At 69.4% G+C, this 21,581-nt stretch carries 17 protein-coding genes; 7 read left to right on the top strand and 10 right to left on the bottom strand.

The window, feature by feature from the left end; translation table 11 throughout:
* Positions 1-6: 6 nt before the first annotated feature.
* The 3 genes from pta to pyk all read left to right on the top strand — a co-directional run bounded on the left by pta (position 7) and on the right by pyk (position 4,818).
* Positions 7-2,100 carry a phosphate acetyltransferase gene (gene pta, locus IQ210_RS17225; RefSeq protein WP_194079882.1) on the top strand — a complete coding sequence of 698 codons (2,094 nt, stop codon included), beginning with the start codon at positions 7-9 and terminating at the stop codon, positions 2,098-2,100.
* Entirely contained in the window at positions 2,097-3,311 is a 1,215-nt protein-coding gene (locus IQ210_RS17220) for an acetate kinase (RefSeq protein ID WP_194079881.1), read from the top strand. Before pta ends, IQ210_RS17220 begins: the two co-directional genes overlap by 4 nt.
* Positions 3,312-3,393: 82 nt before the next feature.
* Entirely contained in the window at positions 3,394-4,818 is a 1,425-nt protein-coding gene (pyk, locus tag IQ210_RS17215) for a pyruvate kinase (protein WP_194079880.1), read from the top strand.
* Positions 4,819-4,982: 164 nt separating this feature from the next.
* Here pyk and IQ210_RS17210 read toward each other — a convergent pair whose 3' ends face one another.
* From IQ210_RS17210 to IQ210_RS17195, 4 genes are all read right to left on the bottom strand, one after another.
* On the bottom strand, positions 4,983-6,275 hold the full coding sequence (locus IQ210_RS17210) for a hypothetical protein (RefSeq protein ID WP_194079879.1): 1,293 nt from the start codon (positions 6,273-6,275) through the stop codon (positions 4,983-4,985).
* Positions 6,265-6,834, bottom strand: a complete 570-nt coding sequence (locus IQ210_RS17205) for a DUF6114 domain-containing protein (RefSeq protein WP_194079878.1) — start codon at positions 6,832-6,834, stop codon at positions 6,265-6,267. Before IQ210_RS17205 ends, IQ210_RS17210 begins: the two co-directional genes overlap by 11 nt.
* Before the next feature lie 137 nt (positions 6,835-6,971).
* Entirely contained in the window at positions 6,972-7,604 is a 633-nt protein-coding gene (locus IQ210_RS17200) for a DUF6230 family protein (RefSeq protein ID WP_109496011.1), read from the bottom strand.
* A gap of 647 nt (positions 7,605-8,251) precedes the next feature.
* Entirely contained in the window at positions 8,252-9,232 is a 981-nt protein-coding gene (locus IQ210_RS17195) for a tetratricopeptide repeat protein (protein WP_194079877.1), read from the bottom strand.
* A gap of 236 nt (positions 9,233-9,468) precedes the next feature.
* Here IQ210_RS17195 and IQ210_RS17190 point away from each other — a divergent pair, with 236 nt between their 5' ends.
* Positions 9,469-10,164: a TetR/AcrR family transcriptional regulator gene (locus IQ210_RS17190; protein ID WP_228047868.1), complete on the top strand. Its 696-nt coding sequence runs from the start codon at positions 9,469-9,471 to the stop codon at positions 10,162-10,164.
* A gap of 49 nt (positions 10,165-10,213) precedes the next feature.
* Here IQ210_RS17190 and IQ210_RS17185 read toward each other — a convergent pair whose 3' ends face one another.
* The gene (locus tag IQ210_RS17185) at positions 10,214-11,914 is read right to left on the bottom strand and encodes an acyl-CoA mutase large subunit family protein (RefSeq protein WP_194079876.1); all 1,701 of its coding nucleotides are present in this window, start codon (positions 11,912-11,914) and stop codon (positions 10,214-10,216) included.
* A 64-nt stretch (positions 11,915-11,978) separates the two neighbouring features.
* Between IQ210_RS17185 and IQ210_RS17180 the strand changes: the two genes are divergently transcribed.
* Positions 11,979-12,320 carry a DUF3817 domain-containing protein gene (locus tag IQ210_RS17180; RefSeq protein WP_194079875.1) on the top strand — a complete coding sequence of 114 codons (342 nt, stop codon included), beginning with the start codon at positions 11,979-11,981 and terminating at the stop codon, positions 12,318-12,320.
* Positions 12,321-12,793: 473 nt separating this feature from the next.
* Here IQ210_RS17180 and IQ210_RS17175 read toward each other — a convergent pair whose 3' ends face one another.
* Together IQ210_RS17175 and IQ210_RS17170 are read right to left on the bottom strand one after the other, a co-directional pair.
* On the bottom strand, positions 12,794-13,303 hold the full coding sequence (locus tag IQ210_RS17175; protein ID WP_097269112.1) for a MarR family winged helix-turn-helix transcriptional regulator: 510 nt from the start codon (positions 13,301-13,303) through the stop codon (positions 12,794-12,796).
* A 21-nt stretch (positions 13,304-13,324) separates the two neighbouring features.
* The gene (locus IQ210_RS17170; RefSeq protein ID WP_194079874.1) at positions 13,325-14,590 is read right to left on the bottom strand and encodes an MFS transporter; all 1,266 of its coding nucleotides are present in this window, start codon (positions 14,588-14,590) and stop codon (positions 13,325-13,327) included.
* An 80-nt stretch (positions 14,591-14,670) separates the two neighbouring features.
* On the opposite strand from IQ210_RS17170, the gene IQ210_RS17165 reads away from it, so the two are divergent.
* Together IQ210_RS17165 and IQ210_RS17160 are read left to right on the top strand one after the other, a co-directional pair.
* Complete coding sequence (locus tag IQ210_RS17165; RefSeq protein ID WP_194079873.1) at positions 14,671-15,651, top strand: ArsR/SmtB family transcription factor; 981 nt, start codon at positions 14,671-14,673, stop codon at positions 15,649-15,651.
* 153 nt (positions 15,652-15,804) lie between these two features.
* A complete protein-coding gene (locus IQ210_RS17160) occupies positions 15,805-16,806 on the top strand; it encodes a glycoside hydrolase family 6 protein (RefSeq protein ID WP_194079872.1) in 1,002 nt (333 codons plus the stop codon).
* A gap of 12 nt (positions 16,807-16,818) precedes the next feature.
* On the opposite strand, the gene glxA is transcribed toward IQ210_RS17160, so the two are convergent.
* The 3 genes from glxA to IQ210_RS17145 all read right to left on the bottom strand — a co-directional run bounded on the left by glxA (position 16,819) and on the right by IQ210_RS17145 (position 21,557).
* On the bottom strand, positions 16,819-18,774 hold the full coding sequence (gene glxA / locus IQ210_RS17155) for a radical copper oxidase GlxA (protein ID WP_194079871.1): 1,956 nt from the start codon (positions 18,772-18,774) through the stop codon (positions 16,819-16,821).
* A 3-nt stretch (positions 18,775-18,777) separates the two neighbouring features.
* A complete protein-coding gene (locus IQ210_RS17150) occupies positions 18,778-20,568 on the bottom strand; it encodes a glycosyltransferase family 2 protein (protein WP_228047867.1) in 1,791 nt (596 codons plus the stop codon).
* 80 nt (positions 20,569-20,648) lie between these two features.
* A complete protein-coding gene (locus IQ210_RS17145) occupies positions 20,649-21,557 on the bottom strand; it encodes an SMP-30/gluconolactonase/LRE family protein (RefSeq protein WP_194079869.1) in 909 nt (302 codons plus the stop codon).
* Positions 21,558-21,581 lie beyond the last annotated feature (24 nt).

Genomic DNA, 21,581 nt, shown 5'->3' with positions numbered 1-21,581 from the left:
GCACGCGTGACCCGCAGCGTGTACGTGACCGGTATCGACCGCGGCGACGGCCGCCAGGTCGTCGAGCTGGGGGTCATGGAACTCCTGACCCGGCAGGTCGACCGGGTGGGTGTCTTCCGGCCCCTCGTGCATCACAGCCCCGATCGCCTGTTCGAGCTGCTGCGCGCCCGCTACCGCCTCTCCCAGGACCCGGCCACGGTCTACGGCATGGACTACCACGAGGCGTCCGCCCTCCAGGCCGAACAGGGCACGGACGAGCTGGTCTCGACGCTCGTCGACCGGTTCCATCTCGTCGCGCGGGACTACGACGTCGTCCTCGTCCTCGGCACCGACTTCGCCGACACCCAGCTCCCGGACGAGCTCAACCTCAACGCCCGCCTCGCCAACGAGTTCGGCGCCTCGGTCATCCCGGTCGTGGGCGGCCGCAAGCAGCCGGCCGAGTCCGTGCTCGCCGAGACCCGCAACGCCTACCGCGCCTACGACGGCCTGGGCTGCGACGTCCTCGCGATGGTCACCAACCGGGTCGCCCGCGAGGACCGCGACCTCATAGCCGAGCGTCTCGACGCCTCCCGGCTGCCCGTCCCCTGTTACGTGCTGCCCGACGAGCCCGCCCTCGCCGCGCCGACCGTCTCCCAGGTCACCCACGCCCTCGACGCCCGGGTGCTCCTCGGCGACGACGCCGGGCTCGCCCGGGACGCGCTGGACTTCGTGTTCGGCGGGGCGATGCTGCCGAACCTCCTCAAGGCCCTGACCCCGGGCTGCCTGGTCGTGACACCGGGCGACCGGGCCGATCTGGTCGTCGGCTCGCTCGCCGCGCACAGCGCCGGCACCCCGCCGATCGCCGGTGTGCTGCTCACCCTCGACGAGGTGCCGAGCGACGACGTCCTGACCCTCGCCGCCCGCCTCGCCCCCGGCACCCCGGTCCTCTCTGTGCCCGGCAACAGCTTCCCCACCGCCGAGCAACTCTTCTCCCTGGAGGGGAAGTTGAGCGCGGTGACGCCACGGAAGGCGGAGACCGCGCTCGGTCTGTTCGAGCGCCATGTCGACACCGGCGACCTGCTCAAGCGGGTCTCCGCGCCGAGCAGCGACCGCGTCACGCCGATGATGTTCGAGCACAAGCTGCTGGAGCAGGCCCGCTCCGACAAGCGCCGGGTCGTGCTGCCCGAGGGCACCGAGGCCCGCGTCCTGCACGCCGCCGAGGTGCTGCTGCGCCGCGGGGTCTGCGAGCTGACCCTGCTCGGCCCCGAGGACCAGATCCGCAAGAAGGCCGCCGACCTCGGCATCGACCTGGGCGACGCCCAGCTGATCGACCCCGCCACCTCGGAGCTGCGGGACTCCTTCGCCGAGAAGTACGCCGGGTTCCGCGCCCACAAGGGCGTCACGGTCGAGCTGGCGTACGACGTCGTCAGCGATGTGAACTACTTCGGGACCCTGATGGTCCAGGAGGGGCTCGCGGACGGCATGGTGTCCGGGTCCGTGCACTCCACCGCCGCGACCATCCGGCCCGCCTTCGAGATCATCAAGACCAAGCCGGACGCCGACATCGTCTCGTCCGTCTTCTTCATGTGCCTCGCCGACAAGGTGCTGGTGTACGGCGACTGCGCTGTGAACCCCGACCCCAACGCCGAGCAACTGGCCGACATCGCCATCCAGTCGGCCGCGACCGCCGAGCAGTTCGGGGTGGAGCCGCGGATCGCGATGCTGTCGTACTCCACGGGTACGTCCGGCTCGGGCGCCGACGTCGACAAGGTGCGCGAGGCGACGGAGCTGGTGCGGCTGCGGCGGCCCGATCTGATGATCGAGGGGCCCATTCAGTACGACGCCGCCGTCGAGCCGTCCGTCGCCGCCACCAAGCTGCCGGACTCCGAAGTCGCCGGTCAGGCCAGCGTGTTGATCTTCCCCGACCTCAACACCGGCAACAACACCTACAAGGCCGTGCAGCGTTCGGCCGGCGCGATCGCCGTCGGCCCGGTCCTCCAGGGCCTGCGCAAGCCGGTCAACGACCTGTCCCGGGGCGCGCTCGTCCAGGACATCGTCAACACCGTCGCCATCACGGCGATCCAGGCCCAGTCCCCGACCGAGAAGGCAACCGCCCAGTGAGCTCGTCCCGCGTCCTCGTCCTCAACTCCGGCTCCTCGTCGGTGAAGTACCAGCTGCTCGACATGAGCGACAGCAGCCGGCTGGCCGTGGGGCTCGTCGAGCGGATCGGCGAGGAGACCTCCCGGCTCAAGCACACCCACGTCGAGTCCGACACCACCCGCGAGTGGACGGGGCCGATCCGCGACCACGAGGCCGCGCTGAAGGCCGTGTCGGAGGAGCTGGCCAAGGACGGGCTGGGGCTCGACTCCCCCGAGCTGGCCGCCATCGGGCACCGGGTCGTGCACGGCGGGCAGAGCTTCACCGCCCCGACCGTCGTCGACGACGCCGTGCTCGCCGAGATCGAACGGCTGATCCCGGTCGCCCCGCTGCACAACCCGGCCAACCTCACCGGCCTCCGCACCGCCCAGGCACTGCGCCCGGACCTGCCGCAGGTCGCCGTCTTCGACACCGCCTTCCACACCACGATGCCGGAGTCGGCCGCCCGCTACGCCATCGACACCGAGACCGCCGACGCGCACCGCGTGCGGCGCTACGGCTTCCACGGCACCTCGCACGCGTACGTCTCCCGGGCGACGGCGAAGCTGCTGGGCAAGGCGCCCGAGGACGTGAACGTCATCGTGCTGCACCTCGGGAACGGAGCCTCGGCCTCGGCGGTCCGAGGGGGCCGGTGCGTGGACACCTCCATGGGGCTCACGCCTTTGGAGGGACTGGTGATGGGTACGCGTTCCGGTGACCTGGATCCTGCCGTCATCTTCCATTTGGCGCGGGTTGGCGGAATGTCCATCGACGAGATCGACACTCTTCTCAACAAGAAGAGCGGTCTCATCGGGCTGTGCGGCGACAACGACATGCGCGAGATCCGCCGCCGGGTGGACGAGGGTGACGAACAGGCGCAACTCGCCTTCGACATCTACATTCACCGTTTGAAGAAGTACATCGGCGCCTATTACGCCGTGCTCGGCCGGGTGGACGCGGTCGCCTTCACAGCGGGAGTCGGCGAAAACGCGAGTCCGGTGCGGGAGGCTGCGGTGGCGGGCCTGGAGGAGCTGGGCCTGGCGGTGGACGGCGAGCTGAACGCCGTACGCAGTGACCGGCCGCGGCTGATCTCGCCGGAGTACGCGCGCGTGGCCGTCGCCGTGATACCGACCGACGAAGAACTGGAGATCGCTACTCAGACCTACGCACTGGTCGGAAGTAATACACAGCAGTAACACGCCTGAGCGCATTGCCGCCCATTTGTATCTTCCGCCAGACGGAATATTCCGCGGCGAAACAAACCGATAGGATCGCCCCATGCGCCGTTCGAAAATCGTCTGTACTCTCGGCCCCGCGGTCGACTCCCACGAAATGCTCGTGTCCCTGATCGAAGCCGGCATGAACGTGGCCCGCTTCAACTTCAGCCACGGCAGCCACGCCGAGCACCAGGGCCGGTACGACCGCGTCCGTGCCGCGGCCAAGGAGACCGGCAAGGCCATCGGTGTCCTCGCCGACCTCCAGGGCCCGAAGATCCGTCTCGAGACCTTCGCCGAGGGCCCGGTCGAGCTGGAGCGTGGTGACGAGTTCGTCATCACCACCGAGGACGTCCCGGGTGACAAGTCCATCTGCGGGACGACCTACAAGGGCCTGCCGGGCGACGTCTCGCGCGGCGACCAGATCCTCATCAACGACGGCAACGTCGAGCTGAAGGTCCTGGACGTCGAGGGCCCGCGGGTCAAGACGATCGTCATCGAGGGCGGTGTCGTCTCCGACCACAAGGGCATCAACCTGCCCGGCGCGGCCGTCAACGTGCCCGCGCTGTCCGAGAAGGACGTCGAGGACCTCCGTTTCGCGCTGCGCATGGGCTGCGACATGGTCGCCCTGTCCTTCGTCCGGGACGCCAACGACGTGCAGGACGTGCACAAGGTCATGGACGAGGAGGGCCGCCGGGTCCCCGTCATCGCCAAGGTGGAGAAGCCGCAGGCGGTGGCGAACATGGAGGCCGTCGTGATGGCGTTCGACGCCGTGATGGTCGCCCGTGGCGACCTCGCCGTCGAATACCCGCTCGAGAAGGTCCCGATGGTGCAGAAGCGGCTCATCGAGCTGTGCCGCCGCAACGCCAAGCCGGTGATCGTGGCGACCCAGATGATGGAGTCGATGATCACCAACTCCCGTCCCACCCGCGCCGAGGCCTCCGACGTGGCCAACGCGATCCTGGACGGCGCGGACGCGGTCATGCTGTCGGCGGAGTCCTCCGTGGGCGCGTACCCGATCGAGACCGTCAAGACGATGTCGAAGATCGTCCAGGCGGCCGAGCAGGAGCTCCTCTCCAAGGGCCTCCAGCCGCTCGTCCCGGGCAAGAAGCCGCGTACGCAGGGTGGTTCGGTCGCCCGCGCCGCCTGCGAGATCGCCGACTTCCTCGGCGGCAAGGGCCTCATCGCCTTCACCAAGTCCGGTGACACCGCCCGCCGGCTGAGCCGCTACCGCGCCGAGCAGCCCATCATCGCCTTCACCACCGACGAGGGCACCCGCAACCAGCTGGCGCTCAGCTGGGGCGTCGAGTCGCACGTCGTGCCGTTCGTGAACAGCACCGACGAGATGGTCGACCTGGTCGACGGCGAGGTCTCCAAGCTGAACCGCTTCAGCGAGGGCGACATCGTCATCATCACCGCCGGCTCGCCCCCCGGCGTCCCCGGCACCACGAACATGGTCCGCGTCCACCACCTGGGCGGGGAGAAGTAAGGCCCATTGTGCGGCCGTAGGGAATCCGCTACGGCCGCAGAGGCCCGCTGGCCGTAGGGAATCCGCTACGGCCGCACAGGCCGCTGTACGACGCTGAGGGCGCCCCCTGCGACAGGGGGCGCCCTCAGCGCTTGTGCGGCTCCCGAACGGGCTTGCAGGGGCGCTCAGTCGATGTACTGATGCAGCCCGGGCACGTGCAGGGTGCCGCCGAACTGGCCGGCCTGCACGACCTTCACCTTGGTGAAGTAGATGATCGGGATGTCCAGCGGCGGCGGGTTGTCCGGGTCGAACGTGATCGGGATCAGACCCAGCAGGTTGCCCGAGATCGACTCCGTGTACATCACCGTGTCGCCGTCGCGGATGGTCGACGTCGTGCCCTTGCCGGCCTGGACGTGGTACGTCTTGCCGGACTGCTCGTCGTTGACCGTCTGGTGCAGGTCGCCGATGTCGGTGCCGTCGGAGATGACGTACTTCAGCACCTTCTTGACGGTGCCGTTGGCCGTCTTCACCTTGACGACGCCCTTGTAGGAGGCGCCCTTCAGCAGCAGCGAGCTGGCGTTCAGGTACCACGGGTCGTCGGGCAGCGGCACCTTGTTGTCGACACCGCCCTCCGCGTCCGTGGCGACCGGGCAGTCGTCCGGGTCGGTGCTGGAGCTCGCCGACGGCGACGGGCTGGCGGTGGCCTCTCCGGCCGCCTCCTTCACCGCGTCGGTGGTGTCCTCGGCCGCCTTGGTCGCCGAGTCGGTCGTGTCCTTCACGGTGTCCTCGACCGTGTCGGTGACCTTCTCGGTGGTGTCCTTGACGGCGTCGCCCGCGTCGTCCTTGGAGTCCTCGCTCGCCGAGGCCGACGCGGACGGCGTCGGGCTGGCGCTCGCGGACGGAGTCGCGCTCTCACCGCCGGTGAAGATCCCGGTGATCGCGTCGCCGATCTCGTCCAGCACATTGCCGCTGCTCTCGGAGGCCGAGGGCGTGGGCGTGGCCGTCGAGCCCGACTGCGCGTCGTTCGAGGCGGACGGGGACGGCGTGGGCGTGGCCTCGTCGTCGGAACCTGAATCCGACGAAGAACCGCCGCCCGAGGAACCGGAGTCCGAGGAACCGGAGCCCGCGTCCTTCGTCTCGGAGGCCGAAGGGCTCGGCGTCGCCTTGTCGTCGGAGTCGCTCGCGCTCGCGGACGGCGAGGCCGACGCGGACGCGCCGTCCTCCAGGGCCGCGACGCAGTCCTTGTACTCGTCCGCCGTCAGACTCTTGGCGGCGGGCTGGTCCTCGGCGTTGGCGAGCGTCGGCGTGAACCCCATCCCCATGAGGACCGCCGTCGGCATCGCCGCCAGGGCTATCGCCTTGCCCGCCGGCATGTGGAACCGGGTGAACAGCGGCTTCTTGGGTGCCGCGTGCCGCGGCCCGGTTCTCACACGGGACTCGTCCACATCAGTCCCGTGGGTCACCTCGTCAGCCGGCACTGTGCCTCCCGTTCGCCCCGTTCGCCGGGCTCGTTCCTGACAGATCGTTCGGCTCACCAACGTCGTACGCGTCCTTGGAGAGCGTGGGGACCGCGCCCTGCGGCGCATCGCTCTCTCCCGCACCGGCCTCCGGGACCGGCTGGACCTCGGGCGCCTCGCCCGGCACCCACGCCACGGCCATCGCTCCGCCGACGAGGGCGAAGAGGAAGCCGATGAGGAACCCGCCGAGGTTCGAGACCGGGATGGACACCAGGGCCAGCAGGATCGCCGCGACGCCCGCGAAGGTGCGGACGTGCTTCTGGAACCAGAGGCTGATGCCGAGGACGACCAGCAGCACGCCGATGATCAGGGACCCCGCGCCCGCGGTGGTGGCCATCGCCAGCGTCAGATGGCCGATCTGGAGGTTTGCGTACGGGAAGTAGGCGATGGGGAGTCCGCCGAGCATGACGAACAGGCCGGCCCAGAACGGCCGGGTGCCTCGCCAGGCGCGGAACTTCCGCTTGGCGACCCGGAGGTAGTGCTCATCGCGGCCGGGTACGGCAGGAGTCTCGGCGCTCATGGAAAACAGCTCCCTGTAACGGCGTTGCTGTGGTGGTGAGTTGTGCGTCGTGCGGCCGCTTGTGGAGAAGGTGCGAACAGCCGCCGGAGAGTGGACGGGCGGGGGCGCCACCGGCTCCCCCGCCCGTCAGCGAGTGCTTAGTAGCACTCCTTGACACCCTTGGACAGCGACATCTTCAGGCCGCTGAGCTTGAAGGTTCCGGCGGTGGTCGCCCACGCCGTCTGCTTCACGTCGGTCAGGGTGACCGAGTCGGCCTGCTGGGCGAACCCGTACGGGTTCGCGGTGTCGCCCTTGGCGATACCCGGACCCTTGGCCGCGTCCTTGGCCGCCACGCCGATGTCGATGCCACGGAAGGTGGCGTCGGCGCTGAGGTCCTCGACGTCGATGTACAGGTTCTCGGCCTCGACCGGGGTGCTGCCACCGCCGGCCTTCAGGATGAGGCTGACGGAACCGAGCAGCGGGATGTCAGGGGTGACAACCGACTGGCACAGGTTCTTGATGGTCGCGGACTTGAAGGCCGAGACCGCGACGGGGTGGGCCGTCTTCTTGCCGTCGAGCGTGTAACCCGAGTCAATGGCTCCGTACTGGACGAAGCCGGTGCCGTCGAGCTGGTCGGTCGTCACCTTGAACGACTGACCGGAGACGCTGAACGACGCGGCGAGAGCGCCCTGCGCGAGGGCGACACCTATCGCGGCCGTGGCGGCCACGCTGGGCACCATCACGACGGCGAACCGCTTCCATCTGGTCCCGCCACGCACCTGGGACTCCATATTTCCTCCTTCTCGGACGTACATCTCCTGACCCTGGCTGCCCTGTCGAACAGACGGCTCAGCCGGGCAGGGATGGGAGAAGTGCTACGTCCTCGGGAAGGAGAGCGCCCGTACTCGGAGGCGCGAACCGCGCACCGATCACCGGCGATCACCCCCGAGCGACAACCACTGGTCGCGCCTGACGCACATCACGCACAACCTGGACAGGCTTCGCCGGGTGGGCGAAGACCCCCCTGTCCAAGAGCCGGCGCCACTGCCGCCGGCTCTGCTCGGTGGGGACCCAGGAGTTCCCGCGGGCCCGACCGGCTGTCGGGGTACGGGGAATGGACCGAGCGTCGCCGATCGTGGTGCATTCTCGCCGCCCGCACAAGGGGCTTCGTTACTCGGTAGTAACGGCCGGATAACCGAACAACGACCCGCTGGTCTCGACCGACGACTCCGGGTAGCTCTGAGGGGCCGGACAAAGACGTTGACGGATGGACATAATCCGACAGAACAACGCCCAGAACTTACTTGCAGTAACAGCGGCCGCGATTACCAAGATTTGGTAAAGCGCGGCCGCAGTGACGCTCCATCGGCAAATCTTTCACTCGGGCACCACATGCCCGGGCGTTTAGAGGCTGCTCAGAACGGGGTCCTCGCCCCGGTCAGAACAGCGCCCGCGCGAGCGCCCGGCGCGCCGCGATCACCCGCGGGTCATCGGGCCCGACGACCTCGAACAGCTCCAACAGCCGGACACGTACGGCGTTCCGGTCGTCACCGGCGGTGCGCTGCACCGTCTCGATGAGCCGCCCGAAGGCGTCCTCGACATGTCCGCCGACCAGATCGAGGTCGGCCGCGGCGACCTGCGCCTGCACGTCCGCCGGCTTCCCGGCGGCGTCCTGGCGCACCTGCTGCGGGTCGAGCCCCTGCACCCGGTGCAGCAACTCGGCCTGGGCGAGGCCGAGTTTGGCCTCCGTGTTGCCCGGGTCGTCGCTCAGTACGTTCTTGTACGCCTGGACGGCACCGCCGAAGTCGCCCGCGTCCAGGGCCTGTACGGCGGCCTCCAGGAGAGCGTCGTAGGGCCCCGCGGGTACGGCCGGAGCGGCGTCCTGGGCGGCACCGGGGGCGGCGTCGGGGTCGACCGTGAGGCCGGTGAGCCCGAAGCGCTGCTCGGCGACCTGCACCAGCTGGTCCAGGGTCTGCTGGATCTGCTCCTTGCCGGCGGCGCCCTGGAAGAGCGGCAGCGCCTGCCCGGCGACGACGGCGAACACCGCCGGGATGCCCTGCACCCCGAACTGCTGCATCAGCATCTGGTTGGCGTCGACGTCGATCTTGGCGAGGAGGAGGCGGCCGTTGTACTCGAGAACGAGCTGCTCCAGCACCGGGCTCAGCTGCTTGCAGGGCTCGCACCACTCGGCCCAGAAGTCGATGACGACGGGCACCTCGGTGGACCGCTGGAGGACGTCCCGCTCGAACCCGGCCTCATCGACGTCGATGACGAGGTCGGCGGGCGACACGGCCCCTGGGCCGCCGCCCTGCCGCGCGGCCTCGGCCCGCGCCTGCTCCGCCTTCGCCTTGGCCTCCTGGGCCGCCTTCACCGCGGCGAGGTCGACGACTCCGCTCATGGACATGTTCCGTGGCTGCATGCGCCTATCCTCCCCCGTTCGCGCGCGTAGGTGCTCCATACCCCGGGGGACAACCCCCGGACCCCCGGCCGATCCTCAAGCCGGGGCCTGTTTATTTGGTGATCGACGCCGGGTCCCCACCCCACGCCAGTGGTTTCGCTACGAGTCGTAGCGTAATGGCACTGAGTGCCTCCTGACGACCACCCTCCGGTGATCTCCCTCACGGCTTCACAGGAATGGCCGGTTATGGTCGGGGGATGCAGAGCCGCACTCCCGTCCCACGGGCCTCAGGACGCCCCCGCTCCGCCGCCGCGGACGCCGCGATCCTGGCGGCGACGCGGGAGGCGCTGGTGGAGCTGGGCTGGTCCAAGCTCACGTTGGGAGACGTGGCGACGCGGGCGGCGGTTGCGAAGACGACGATCTACCGCCGCTGGCCGGGCAAGAACGAGCTGGTCGTGGACGCCGTCGCCGAACTCTTCGACGAACTGCGCCTCCCCGACCGCGGCACCCTGGCCGCCGACATCGAGGGCGTGGTCCTCCAGTTCGCGGCGATCCTGGCCCGCCCGGAGGCGAAGAGCGGCCTGATGGCGGTGGTGGCGGAGTCCACCCGCGACGACGCCCTCCGCGAACGCATCCGCGCCTCGATCGTCGACCGCCAGAAACGCCTGGTCCTGGAGGGCCGCGCCCGAGCCCAGACGCGCGGCGAGCTACCCCCCGAGTCGGACCCCGAGGAGGCCTCCCGCACGGTCGACCTGATCTTCGACGTGGTGGCGGGAGCAGTGGTCCACCGCACCCTGGTAAGCGCGGAACCGGCGGACGAGGAGTGGGTACGGGGGTTCACGCGGGTGTTGCTGCTGGGGTTGGCGGGCGCGTCGGACACTCCGAACTCGGCTGAGCCTGCGGGCAGTCGTGCCGCTGGGGCGGCACGGGTGGGCGCAGGCGGCACCCCGTAGCGCCGGGCCGCGCGACCCACCCCCGCCCAGCCCCAGCCGGCGGCAACGATCAGAACCCAGCGGGCTCCGTGTACACCCCCCACTCGTCCCGCAGCACCCCACAGATCTCACCCAGCGTCGCCTCAGCCCGCACCGCGTCCAGCATCGGCCCGATCATGTTGGAACCGTCCCGCGCGGCGTCGAGCATGGCCTCCAACGCGCTCCGCACCGCAGCGTCGTCCCTCCCCGCCTTACGCCCACCCAGCACCCGCACCTGCTCCCGCTCGACCTCGTGAGAGACCCGCAGAATCTCCAGGTCCCCGGTGACGGAGCCGTGATGGACGTTGACGCCCACCACCCTCTTGTCCCCCTTCTCCAGAGCCTGCTGGTACTGGAACGCGGACTCCGCGATCTCCCCGGTGAACCACCCGTCCTCGATCCCGCGCAGAATCCCGGACGTGATGGGCCCGATGGGGTGCTTCCCGTCCGGGTGCGCCCGCAGCCCCCGCTCCTTGATCTGCTCGAAGATCCGCTCGGCGTCGGCCTCGATGCGATCGGTCAGCTGCTCGACGTACCAGGAACCACCCAGCGGATCCGCGACGTTGGCGACCCCGGTCTCCTCCATGAGGACCTGCTGGGTCCGCAGCGCGATCTCGGCGGCCTGCTCACTCGGGAGGGCAAGAGTCTCGTCGAGGGCGTTGGTGTGCAGGGAGTTGGTGCCACCGAGCACGGCGGCGAGCGCCTCGACGGCGGTCCGTACAACGTTGTTGTAAGGCTGCTGAGCGGTCAGCGAAACGCCGGCCGTCTGCGTATGGAACCGCAGCCACTGGGCCTTCGCGGACTTCGCCCCGTACACATCCCGCATCCACCGGGCCCAAATCCGCCTGGCCGCCCGGAACTTGGCGATCTCCTCGAAGAAATCGACGTGGGCGTCGAAGAAGAACGAGAGCCCAGGAGCGAACACATCCACGTCGAGCCCGCGCGAGAGCCCCAACTCCACGTACCCGAACCCGTCGGCGAGGGTGTAGGCGAGCTCCTGCGCGGCGGTGGAGCCGGCCTCGCGGATGTGGTACCCGGAGACGGAGAGCGGCTTGTAGGCGGGAATCCCGGCGGCGCAGTACTCCATCAGATCCCCGATGAGCCGCAGATGGGGCTCGGGCTGGAAGAGCCACTCCTTCTGGGCGATGTACTCCTTGAAGATGTCGGTCTGGAGGGTCCCGTTCAGCACACCGGGATCGACCCCCTGCCGCTCCGCAGCGACGAGGTACATACAGAACACAGGCACGGCAGGCCCACTGATGGTCATGGAGGTGGTGACGTCCCCGAGCGGGATGTCCTTGAACAGCACCTCCATGTCGGCGGCGGAGTCGATGGCGACTCCACAGTGCCCGACCTCCCCGAGGGACCGCGGATCATCGGAATCCCGCCCCATGAGGGTAGGCATGTCAAACGCGACAGACAGCCCGCCCCCACCATTGGCGAGGATCATCTTGTACCGCTCGTTGGTCTGCTCGGCGTTCCCGAACCCGGCGAACTGCCGGATGGTCCACGTCCGCCCTCGGTACCCGGTGGCGTACAGCCCTCGCGTGTACGGGTACTCCCCGGGCCACCCGATCCGCTCGAACCCCTCGTAACGATCCCCCGCACGAGGCCCGTACACCGGCTCCACGGCATCCCCGGAGAGCGTGGTGAAGTCAGCCTCCCGCTTACGAGAAGCGTCATACCGGGCCTGCCACCGTCGGCGGCCCTCTTCGATGGCGTCAGCGTCCATGCTTCAAATTTACTAGGACGTCCTAGTAAAAGTCGACGGCAAACCACCCGTTACTCTCGACGGCATGAAGAAGAGCGTCCTGACCCGTTACCGGGTGATGGCCTACGTCACCGCCGTGCTGCTCATCCTGCTGACGATCGGCGTGATCGGGAAGCGGCTGCTGGGCCTGGACGGGTTCGACGGCTTCGTCACCGGCGTCGGTATCGCCCATGGCTGGCTGTACGTGCTCTACCTGGTCTTCGCCTTCGACCTGGGCACCAAGGCGAAGATGCCGCTGGGCCGCCTCGCCTGGGTCCTGCTGGCCGGTACGGTCCCGACGGCCGCCTTCTTCGTCGAGCGCAAGGTGACCCGCGAGGTCACACCGCTCGTCACCGAGAACGCGACCGCCAAGACCGCCGCGGCCTGAACCTCACTTCGTGATGAAGTGACACTGCACGGCGCGCAGCTTCCCGTTCACATAGAACTTCGCACAGGCCTTCCCGTACTTCGGAAGCCGCTGAGCCGAGGCGCGCCGCAGGGGGTTGCCCCTGCACTCGAGGTGCGTCGCGCCGCGTGACGTCTTGTACGTCCTGTTGTCGGTGTCCGCATAGGCGAAGTCGATCCTCCAGTGCCTGAGCCGCCGATGGAGTGCGTCGAAAAGCAGCCCACCGGGACCTTCACGCCCGCTCCCCGCAGGTCGTAGTCGAACGTCCCGATCGGCGTCGCCCCGGTCGCACTGGCACGGGCCGAGCCTCCAGCCCTCAGAGTCACCGTGGCCATCACCGCGGCCGTTCCCCCGGCAGGCAAGCAGCACACCCTCGGCACCGGATCGATTATGCGCAGGGAAGATCACCTTCAGGTGCGAGGAGCTCGCGCCTGTTGACGGGTGGGTCGGCGGTGTCAGTCCTCGTCGAAGTCGTTCGCCGCGACCCGTAGTGGTCTCAGCATCGCGAAGATCTCGCCGCATTCCTCCGCGTCGTAGACGCCGAGGCCGAAGTCCATGGCCATGAGGTCGCGGGTCGCCGCCTCCACGACCTCGCGGCCCTTGTCCGTGATGACGGCGAGCGTGCCGCGGCCGTCGTTGGGGTTGGGCTTCTTGTCGACCAGGCCGGACTTCACCAGGCGGTCCACCGTGTTCGTCACGGACGTCGGGTGCACCATCAGGCGTTCGCCGATCTTGGACATGGTCAGCTCGCCGGCCTTGGAGAAGGTGAGCAGGACCAGCGCCTCGTAGCGCGCGAAGGTCAGTCCGTAGGGCTTCACCACCGCGTCGACCTCGGCCAACAGGATCTGGTGGGCCCGCATGATCGAGGTGATCGCGGCCATCGACGGCACGTTTCCCCAGCGCTGCTTCCAGAGCTCGTCGGCTCGGGCGATGGGATCGAAGGGAAGACTGAGGGGCTTCGGCACGGCACCGACCTTACCGGCCGGTCACATGGTGGTCAGCCCCGTCTTGGTATTCGGTCGGGCCGCCCCCTCCCCACCCGTCCGCCGCGCCTCCGCCGCCAGCAGCGCACAGCACGCCGCCCCCACCACCCCGGCCCCCGCCACCGTCCACGCCACCCCCGCGAACTGCGCCGCGACCCCCGCCAGCGCCATCCCCACCCCCTGGATCGTCATCAACCCGGCCGTGAGCAGCGTCATCGCCCGCCCCCGCAGCCCCTCCGGCACCGCCCGCACGAACCACTGGTCCAGCCCCAGCGTGTACGCCGAACCCGCCCCCGAGAGAAAGAGGAGAAGCAGCGACACCGGCAGCCCCGGACGCAGGGCATAGCCCACGTACGGCAGCAGCGTCACGCACACCAACGGCAACGCGATCCGTTCCCGCGCCGCCGGGCGGAGCCGGGCGCCCGCCCACAGCTCGCCCGCGATCGTCCCCACCGGCAACGCACACATCAGCAACCCCAGCCCCACCGAACCGGCACCGAGTTCGTCCGCGTACGGCGCCGCCAGCGCCTCCGGCACCACCGCGAACATCGGCGGCACCCAGAACAGGAACAGCAGCACCCTCACCCTGCGGTCCGCCAGCACCTGCCTCGCGCCCTTCAGCGAATCCGTCACCAGCGCGTTCCCGCCCGACGACGCCGCCCGCGCGGGCCGCCGCCGCGTACCGAACCGCAGCAGTCCCGCCGACGCGCAGAACGTGACCACCGTGATCAACAGGGCGTGCCGCGGCGATACGACGGTCAGCAGCACCCCGCCGACCCCGTACCCGGCCAGCAGCGCCCCCTGCGACACGATCCGCAGCAGCGAGCGCCCCAGCACGAACAGGTCCCCGTCCCCGAGGATGTCCGCCAGCGTCGCCATCCGCGTCCCCGCGAACACCGGCGACACCACGGCCAGCGCACACCGCAGCGCGAGCAGCACCGCGATGTGCGCCCCCGGCAGCGTCATCGGCAGCACGCACGCCGCGCACACCAGGTCGCACAGCACCAGCACCCGCCGGGCCGGGAAACGGTCGGCGACCCCCGCGAGCAGGGTGCCGCCGACGACGTACGGCAGGAATCCGAGCGCGAACGCCAGTGCGCTGAGGAGAGGGGAGCCGGTCAGGTCGTAGACGAGGACGGACAGCGCGATCTCGGCGACCACCACACCCAGCAGCGAGAGCAGGTGCGCGGCGAAGACCGCACGGAACTCGCGTACGGCGAAGACTCGGCCGTAGCCGGTGGGTGGGGCGCTCAGGGTCGTGTCCGTCATGGGCAGAGCGTGGCCCTCCCTCACTCCCGCGCCCTAGAGTTTCGGTGCCAGCCGAATCTTCCGGAACCCAGAGAGGCCTCATGCCGTCGCGACTGCACTTCGGGGAGGACGACTTCCTCCGCTGCCGCTTCGCCGTGTCGCCGCTGTGGGAGACGCAGGACGCGGTCCGTACCCTCAAGCGGCCCGACCGGCACGGCTATCACGCGCCCTGGCTGCGGCGCATCCGCGACGCCGCCGCCACCCTCGACCTCACCCCGCTCTGGCTGCTGATGCCGCGCCGGGGACACTCCCCCGACTGGCTCTGCCCGCCGCCGGGCGGGGCGGCCGTCACCTTCGAGGAGGAGATCGCCGCGGTCCGCGCCGCCGATCCCGAGGCGGCCCGGGAGGACACCGCCAAGTCGCTCGCGGACACACCGGGCGCGCTGGAGTCGTCGTACGGCCGGGCCTGGCTGGCCGATCCGGCGCGGATGGTGCGGGAGTTGGCGGACGCCATGGAGGAGGCCTGGCACCGGCTCATCGAACCGGACTGGCCCCGGCTGCGCGCCCTGCTGGAGGCGGACGTGGCGTTCCACTCACGGCGGCTGGCCGAGGTGGGACTCGGCGGGCTGCTGCCGGAGATCAACCGGCGCTGCGGCTGGGACGCGGGCACGCTGACCGTCGAGAGCAACGGCCGGCACGAGCGGCACCTGGCCGGGCAGGGCCTGGTCCTGATGCCCAGCGTCTTCGTCTGGCCGGACGTGGTGAGCGGCTTCGACCCGCCCTGGCAGCCGATGCTGGTCTACCCGGCACGCGGCATCGGCGGCCTGTGGACGGAGCCCGCCGACCGCACGCCGGACGCGCTCGTACGACTCCTGGGCCGCGGCCGAGCAGCGGTCCTGACCGCCCTCGACGAGCCCGCCACAACCACGTCCCTCGCCCACCGCCTGGCCCTGGCCAAGTCGTCGGTGTCAGCACATCTGACCGTCCTCCGCGACTCGGGCCTGCTCACATCACGCCGCTACGGCCACCAGGTCCTGTACGAACGAACCCCCCTAGGAATCGCCCTCACGACAACGCCCTAAGGGGCGCGGGGAACTGCGCGACCAGCCACCCACGCGCCCGCACACGACACACCAGCCCCCGAGCCAAGCTCTTAGTCGAGGCCAAACCCACCCCACATGTAACGATGGGTGACAAACCGTCACCAAAAAGTCACCCTCGCGCAAGGGAGCAGCATGCCCCGGCTGACCCACACCCTCGCCGCCCTCACCCTCCTCACCCTCACCACCGGCTGCTCATCCGCCTCCGACCTCGACGAGGCCTCCGTCGCCGGTGCGGCCAGCGCGAACGTCAGCCCGGACCCGAACTCACCGTTCTGGGTGGACCCGGCCAGCCCCGCCGCCGAGCAGATCGAGCTGTGGCGGCGGGAGGGACGTACGGCGGACGCGGCGCTGCTCCAGAAGATCGCCGATCAGCCCGCCGCGCTGTGGCCGGCCGGCGAGATCGACCCCGGCCCGACCGTGCGGGCGGCGACCGCGGCGGCGAAGACGGCGGACCGTACGGCACTCTTCGTGGCGTACAACATCCCGCACCGGGACTGCGGCCAGCACTCGGCGGGCGGGGCCGCCGACGCGGGCACGTACCGGGACTGGATCGGGAAGTTCGCCGACGCGCTCGGTGACGCGAAGGCGCTGGTCGTGCTGGAGCCGGATGCCGTCGCGCACATCGTGGACGGGTGCACGCCCGGCGAGTACCACGCGGAGCGCGAGCAGTTGCTGGGCGAGGCGATCGACCGGCTCAAGCAGCAGCCGAACACGAAGGTGTACCTGGACGCGGGCAACCCGTCCTGGATCAAGGACCCGGGGAAGCTGGTCGAACCGCTGAAGCGGGCCGGGGTGGAGCAGGCGGACGGGTTCTCGCTCAACGTCTCCAACTTCCAGACGGACGCCGTCACCAAGAAGTACGGCCTCCAGTTGTCCGAGGAACTCGGCGGCAAGCACTTCGTCATCGACTCCAGCCGCAACGGCAACGGGCCGCTGCCGGGGGCGTGGTGCAACCCGCCCGGCAGGGCCCTGGGCACCCGGCCGACCACGAAGACGGACGATCCCGCACTCGACGCCTACCTCTGGGTCAAGCGGCCGGGCGAGTCGGACGGCACCTGCGAGGGTGGTCCGAACGCCGGTCAGTGGTGGCCGGAGTACGCCCTGGGCCTGGCGCGCAACGCCCAGGGCTCGTAGGTCACTTGTACGTCACTTCACCTGGATCCACTTCGCCTCCGACGGAGTGCCGTCGGCGTCCGTCACGAACAGCATGTACCAGCCCGGCGGGACCAGGGTCGGGTCCTTGGGCACCTCGACCGTCACCGAGTCGGCGTCCTTGGTCAGGCCCAGTTCGATGGAGCGCTGCTCGACGTCGGTGGTGTGGGTGACCGCGCTCGGCCGCATCAGGCGGGCCTTGACGATCCGGTCGGGGTGGTCGGTGCGGTAGGTCGCGCGATGGTTCTTGGCGAGGACTTCCGGACCGTCCATCAGCACCGGCCGGTTGGCGGAGTTGCGGTGCAGGGCGGGCGGGGTGAAGACCTCCATCCGCTGCTCGAAGTGGCCGAGCTTGGTGTTCTGCTGGTCGTCGAAGAGCGGGTCGGAGCCGAAGGTGGCGACCCTGCCGTCGGGCAACAGCAGTGCCTCGGAGTGGTAGTTGCGGCCGACCGTCGGGGCCGCGGCCTCGCGGAAGACGTTGTCCTTGGGGTCGTAGAACTGCGCCTTGAGGATGTTGCTGGCGCTGCGGCCGCGGTAGTCCTCGGAGCCGTTGGAGGTGAAGACGGTGTCGTCCGGCATGATCACGCTGTTCAGGTACCGAGTCCCCTGGGGGAGGTTGGGGCCGTCCTTGAAGACGGGGTTGTCCGCCTTGAGGTCGACGACCGCGGTGCGCGGGGTCGACTTCTTGGACTCGCCGACGCCTCCGCCGCCGAGGATCATCACCTTCTGGTCCTGCGCGGGCGGCAGCAGCAGGGAGGCCGAGGTCTCCGTCTCGTCGGGGTCGCGCAGGCCCGGGATCTTCTCGAAGGTGTTGGTCTTCAGGTCCCACAGGCCGGGCTCGCGGCCCATGTCGGCAGGTCCGTAACCGGCGTTGGAGGCCGGGTAGAAGAGCTTGCCGCCCTTGGTGAGGAAGAGCGCGGGGTAGGTCGGGAAGTACCGCTTGGGGCCGCGGGACCACTTCTTGGTCTTCGGGTCGTAGATCTCGTTGTCGCCCGGGTCGATCACGCCGACGTCGTCCAGGCCGGAGACCGCGAGGACGCGGCCGTCGTCGAGGCCGACGAGGGTCGGGTACCAACGCGCCTTGTCCATCGGGTCGACGGGGATGTACCGCTCGGCGATCGGGTCGAACTCGTAGGCGGCACGGATGCCCTGGAAGTCCTGCTTGTCGAGGGTGATCTTCTCTGACAGGCCGTAGACGTTGTCGGCGTCCTCGCCCTTCAGGCCGACGACCTCGTACTGCGCCTGCTTCTCGGTGACCGACATCGGGCCCTTCTCGACGGCCTCGACGAAGACGCGGGCCTCGCTCGCCGACACCTTCGTCTGCCAGGGCTGCATCACACCGGCGGCGTTGTACGTGATCTTGAACTTCTTCTGTGCCTTCGGCACGGTGACGTCGAACTTGGTGACGTACTCGACCCCGGCGGGCGAGCGGAAGCGGGTGCCCTTCTTCAGGACCATCGCCTTGTCGGGGTTCTCGTTCTTCACCCGCATGCCGCCGCCGGCCCGGTCGATCTCGCCGTCGAGGAGTTCGTAGCGGGCGGTGCCGCCGGCCACCAGCAGGCGGCCGTCGGGGAGTTGGGCGTGGCCGGAGCAGAAGAAATCGTCGGGCGTCGGGATCTTCTTGAAGGTGTCCGTCTTCGGGTCCCACAGGATCGTGTCGAAGGAGCCCTCGTCGAATTTCTTCTGCTCGTTGCCGGAGCCCGCGACGATCAGCACCTTGCCGGTGTGCAGCAGGGCCGCGTGGATGGCGTTGGTGCGGTACTGCTCCGGGATGTCGACGGTGTCCCAACTCCCGTACTTCGCCTGGTACTCGGGCTGGGCGATCTTGTACGCGTTGTACTGCTTCCCCGCGAAGTCCAGCGCGGCCGGGGCGTTGAGGCCGGCGAGGATGGCGATGCCGCCGATGCCGAGGACGGTCTTCTTGGTCTTCTGGGACGGCTGGTAGGCCATGGCCTAGTTGCCTCCTGTCGTGGTGCTGGAGGTGGCGGCGAGGGCGGGTTCGCTGCCGTCGACGACTCGTGCGGTCGCGCGCAGCGACTGCCGCTCCCTGCGCTCCTTGAGCGTCGTGGCCGCCCATATCGCCACCGGGGCCAGCGAGATGGCCATCGCCAGGACCGCCCAGGTGCGCATGGCCACATGGGTGTGGTCGAGGACGACCGAGGCGGCCAGCGAGGTCCCGAGGAGGACCGCCCAGAAGAGATGGATGCGGAAGGTGAGGAGCCGGTCCGGGCTGGCGTCCCCGCCCTTGGGGGTGACGACGAAGCGGCTGGGGCGGCGGAGGAGGGCGGCGCCGAAGGACTTGAGGTAGATGGGCGCCGAGAGCGCCGACATCGCCATGCCCGCGAGGCCGCCGGAGCCCTCGGGTTCGTGCGGGGAGACGTTGTGGCGGCGGTTCCACAGGTAGAGGCCGATCTGGAGGGCGGCCGCGTCGCTGTAGAGCATCAGCCAGACGGAGGCGGCGACCTGGGTGCCGGACGCGCCGAACCAGAGGAAGAGGAAGCAGCTCAGGATGCCCAGGAGCCAGTTGACGGCCGTCATCGGGTAGTAGACGAGCATCAGCGTGTACGAGAACAGCCGCCCCGGAGGCATGGTGAACGGCGCCTTCCAGTACTGCTTGAAGAGCGTCTCGTACGTCCCCCTCGACCAGCGCATCTGCTGGGTGAAGAAGTCGGTCCAGGAGGCCGGTCCCTCGCCGACCGCGAGCACGTCGGGGGTGTAGACGGACCGCCAGTGGTGATGGGTCTTCGGGTTGCGGTGCCGGTGCAGTTCGAAGCCGGTGGCCATGTCCTCGGTGATGGAGTCGTACAGGCCGCCGATCTGCTTGACGGCGGCGATGCGTACGACGTTGTTGGTGCCGACGAACATGGGTGAGCGGTAGCGGTTGCCGGCCCGCTGGATCAGCGCGTGGAAGAGGAACTGCTGCGACTCGGCGGCCTTGGTGACGGGGTTGTGGTAGTTGCCGTACACCTGCGGGCCGACGACGAAGGAGACGTCCGGGTCCCGGAAGTAACCCATCATCCGCTCGAGGAAGTCGGGGAGCGGGACGTGGTCGGTGTCGACCGAGGCGAAGAACTCGTAGTCGTCGCCGTGCATGGCGATCCACGCGTTGTAGTTGCCGTGCTTGGTGCGGGCCTTGTGGACGCCCTTGGGGCGGTTCCACTCCGGGACGCCGTGCCGGGTGAAGTGCCGGACGCCGAGCTCCGCGCACAGGGCCTTCGCCTTTTCGTCGTCCCCTTCGTCGAGGAGCCAGACGTCGAGCGGGCCGTCGTGGGTGACCTTCGTGGCGCCTTCGAGGGTGGCGCGGACCATCGAGAGGGGTTCCTTGCCGGGGACGTACGTCGTGAGGAAGGCGACGCGGGTGCCGGGTTCGGGGGTGACGGGGACGGGGTCGCGGGCGACGAGGGTCGCGTGGGCCACGGAGGCCACGTTGACGACCATGAACAGCTCGATCAGCCCGATGGCTATGAGCATCGTGATGTCGAGCCAGACCATCCACGCGTCGCCGCCCTCGCGCTCGACCCAGTGGGTCGGCCAGACGAGATAGACCAGCAGGGCGCCGGTGAGCACCGGTGCGAGGGACATCAGCAGGATGGCGCGTATTCGGTGGGGTTCGCCGGCGAGGAGTGAGGTGTACTGCACCCGGTACGACGAGCCGGACGGCTCCGTCAGCGGTCCGGCCAGTCGGCTGTAGGTGTCGTAGTCGTAGCCCTCCGGCCGCACAGCGCCCTCCAGTGATCGAAACATCCGATATGCCCGATATGGACACAAAAGTGGAGTTTCCTGGGTGTGTCGAACTGGGAGGGTCCAGCCGGGCGACCGTGGACTCAGAGGCGCGGGGCCCCTGTCACGGACATCACCAGCGAGTACAGCGAGGTGGTGGCGGCGATGAACAGGCGGTTGTTCCTCGGCCCGCCGAAGGCGATGTTGGCGACCGGCTCGGGCACCCGGAGGCGGCCGATGAGGGTGCCGTCGGGGTCGTAGCAGTGGACTCCGTCGGCGAGGGCGGCGGCCCACAGCCGGCCCTGGTCGTCGAGGCGGATGTTGTCGAAGTGCACGCCCTGCCGGGCCTCGGCGAAGACCTTGCCGCCGGTCAGCGTGCCGTCGTCGTGGACGTCGTAGACATGGATGCGGGCGGCCCGGGAGTCGGAGACGTACAGCCGCCGCTCGTCCGGGGAGAGGATGACGCCGTTGGGGCCGTCGAAGCCTTCGGCGGCGAGGTGCACCTCCCCCGTCACCGGGTCGATGCGGTAGACGTTGCACGCGCCGATCTCGGACTCGGCGCGATGGCCCTCGTAGTCGGTGAGGATGCCGAAGTCCGGGTCGGAGAACCAGATCGTGCCGTCGGAACGGACGACGGAGTCGTTCGGGGAGTTGAGGCGCTTGCCGGCGTAGTGGGTGGCCAGGACGGTGACCGTGCCGTCCGGCTCGGTGCGGGTGACCCGGCGGTTGCCCTGCTCGCAGGTCACCAACCGCCCTTGCCGGTCGAGGGTGTTGCCGTTGCTGTATCCGGCCGGGGTGCGGAAGACGCCGACGCTCCCGGTGGCCTCGTCCCAGCGCAGGATGCGGTCGTTGGGGATGTCACTCCAGATCAACTGCCGCCACGCGGGCAGGTACAGCGGTCCCTCGGCCCAGCGGCAGTCGTCGTACAGCACCTCCAGCCTGCTGTCGCCGAGCGTGCAACGCCCGGTGCGGAAGCGGTCGTCCAGGATCTCGTACAGGCCGTCGTCGGACATGGGGTCCTCTCGAATATGCGGGGC

It is taken from the genome of Streptomyces justiciae, assembly GCF_015163075.1.
Taxonomy (GTDB): domain Bacteria; phylum Actinomycetota; class Actinomycetes; order Streptomycetales; family Streptomycetaceae; genus Streptomyces; species Streptomyces justiciae.
This window is presented reverse-complemented; position numbering and strand designations above follow the sequence as displayed.

Bases quoted from the DNA above. Each gene is read 5' to 3' on its own strand.
- pyk (WP_194079880.1), top strand. From the start codon at position 3,394: ATGCGCCGTTCGAAAATCGTCTGTACTCTCGGCCCCGCGGTCGACTCC.
- IQ210_RS17205 (WP_194079878.1), bottom strand. From the start codon at position 6,834: ATGAGCGCCGAGACTCCTGCCGTACCCGGCCGCGATGAGCACTACCTC.
- IQ210_RS17200 (WP_109496011.1), bottom strand. From the start codon at position 7,604: ATGGAGTCCCAGGTGCGTGGCGGGACCAGATGGAAGCGGTTCGCCGTC.
- IQ210_RS17195 (WP_194079877.1), bottom strand. From the start codon at position 9,232: ATGCAGCCACGGAACATGTCCATGAGCGGAGTCGTCGACCTCGCCGCG.
- IQ210_RS17190 (WP_228047868.1), top strand. From the start codon at position 9,469: ATGCAGAGCCGCACTCCCGTCCCACGGGCCTCAGGACGCCCCCGCTCC.
- IQ210_RS17185 (WP_194079876.1), bottom strand. From the start codon at position 11,914: ATGGACGCTGACGCCATCGAAGAGGGCCGCCGACGGTGGCAGGCCCGG.
- IQ210_RS17180 (WP_194079875.1), top strand. From the start codon at position 11,979: ATGAAGAAGAGCGTCCTGACCCGTTACCGGGTGATGGCCTACGTCACC.
- IQ210_RS17170 (WP_194079874.1), bottom strand. From the start codon at position 14,590: ATGACGGACACGACCCTGAGCGCCCCACCCACCGGCTACGGCCGAGTC.
- IQ210_RS17165 (WP_194079873.1), top strand. From the start codon at position 14,671: ATGCCGTCGCGACTGCACTTCGGGGAGGACGACTTCCTCCGCTGCCGC.
- IQ210_RS17160 (WP_194079872.1), top strand. From the start codon at position 15,805: ATGCCCCGGCTGACCCACACCCTCGCCGCCCTCACCCTCCTCACCCTC.
- glxA (WP_194079871.1), bottom strand. From the start codon at position 18,774: ATGGCCTACCAGCCGTCCCAGAAGACCAAGAAGACCGTCCTCGGCATC.
- IQ210_RS17150 (WP_228047867.1), bottom strand. From the start codon at position 20,568: ATGTTTCGATCACTGGAGGGCGCTGTGCGGCCGGAGGGCTACGACTAC.
- IQ210_RS17145 (WP_194079869.1), bottom strand. From the start codon at position 21,557: ATGTCCGACGACGGCCTGTACGAGATCCTGGACGACCGCTTCCGCACC.